The organism is Pseudomonas sp. I2 (assembly GCF_040984075.1).
Classification (GTDB): Bacteria; Pseudomonadota; Gammaproteobacteria; order Pseudomonadales; family Pseudomonadaceae; genus Aquipseudomonas; species Aquipseudomonas guariconensis_B.
Genome location: NZ_JBCGFQ010000113.1, coordinates 1 through 1,637 on the forward strand (window position 1 = coordinate 1; position 1,637 = coordinate 1,637).

Below are 1,637 nucleotides of genomic sequence, written 5' to 3' on the forward strand. Positions count from 1 at the left end.
GTGATCATCGGCAGGTCCAGGCCCTGCTCCTTGGCGCAGTCGATAGCGATCTGATAGCCGGCGTCGGCGTGGCGCATCACGCCGGTGCCCGGGTCGTTGGTCAGCACGCGCGCGATACGCGCCGCCGCTTCGTCGGTACCGTCGCAGACGATGACCATGCCCGAATGCTGGGAGAAGCCCATGCCCACGCCACCGCCATGGTGCAGCGAGACCCAGGTGGCGCCGCCTGCGGTGTTGAGCAGGGCGTTGAGCAGCGGCCAGTCGGAGACCGCGTCGGAGCCGTCGCGCATGGCTTCGGTCTCGCGGTTGGGGCTGGACACCGAGCCGGAGTCCAGGTGGTCGCGGCCGATGACGACCGGTGCCGACAGCTCGCCGCTGCGCACCATCTCGTTGAACGCCAGGCCCAGCTTGGCACGCAGGCCCAGGCCGACCCAGCAGATACGTGCCGGCAGGCCCTGGAAGCTGATGCGCTCGCGGGCCATGTCCAGCCAGCGGTGCAGGTGAGCGTCGTCGGGGATCAGCTCCTTGACCTTGGCGTCGGTCTTGTAGATGTCCTGCGGGTCGCCCGACAGGGCCGCCCAGCGGAACGGGCCGATGCCACGGCAGAACAGCGGGCGGATGTAGGCCGGGACGAAGCCGGGGAAGTCGAAGGCGTTGGCCACGCCTTCTTCCTTGGCCATCTGGCGGATGTTGTTGCCGTAGTCGAAGGTCGGCACGCCCTGCTTCTGGAAGTCGAGCATGGCTTGCACGTGCACGGCCATGGACTGCTTGGCCGCCTTGACCACGGCGGCTGGCTCGGTCTGTGCACGGTCGCGGTACTGCTCCCAGGTCCAGCCGGCGGGCAGGTAGCCGTTGAGTGGGTCGTGGGCGCTGGTCTGGTCGGTGACCATGTCCGGGCGCACGCCGCGCTTGACCAGCTCCGGCAGGATTTCGGCGGCGTTGCCATGCAGGGCGATGGAGATGGCCTTGCCTTCGGCAGTGTAGCGGGCGATGCGCGCCAGGGCGTCGTCCAGGTCGCTGGCCTGCTCGTCCACGTAGCGGGTCTGCAGGCGGAAGTCGATGCGGCTCTGCTGGCATTCGATGTTCAGCGAGCAGGCGCCGGCCAGGGTCGCGGCCAGCGGCTGGGCACCGCCCATGCCGCCCAGGCCTGCGGTCAGCACCCACTTGCCCTTGAGGTCACCGCCATAGTGCTGGCGACCGGCCTCGACGAAGGTTTCGTAGGTGCCCTGGACGATGCCCTGGCTGCCGATGTAGATCCAGCTGCCGGCGGTCATCTGCCCGTACATGGCCAGGCCCTTGGCATCCAGTTCGTTGAAGTGTTCCCAGTTGGCCCAGTGTGGCACCAGGTTGGAGTTGGCGATCAGCACGCGCGGGGCATTGGCGTGGGTCTTGAACACGCCGACCGGCTTGCCCGACTGCACCAGCAGGGTTTCGTCGTCTTCCAGGCGGGTCAGGGTCTCGACGATCTTGTCGTAGCACTCCCAGTTGCGCGCGGCGCGGCCGATGCCGCCGTACACCACCAGCTCCTTGGGGTTCTCGGCCACCTGCGGGTCGAGGTTGTTCATCAGCATGCGCAGCGGCGCTTCGGTCAGCCAGCTCTTGGCGGTCAGCTTGTTGCCACGCGGGGCGCGGATTTC

1 protein-coding gene is annotated in these 1,637 nt (G+C 68.1%); it reads right to left on the reverse strand.

Translation table 11 applies throughout. From position 1 onward, the window contains the following. Positions 1-1,637 (reverse strand): urocanate hydratase (gene hutU / locus WCE05_RS25765; protein WP_253081826.1); only part of this gene is annotated, 1,637 nt, incomplete at both ends.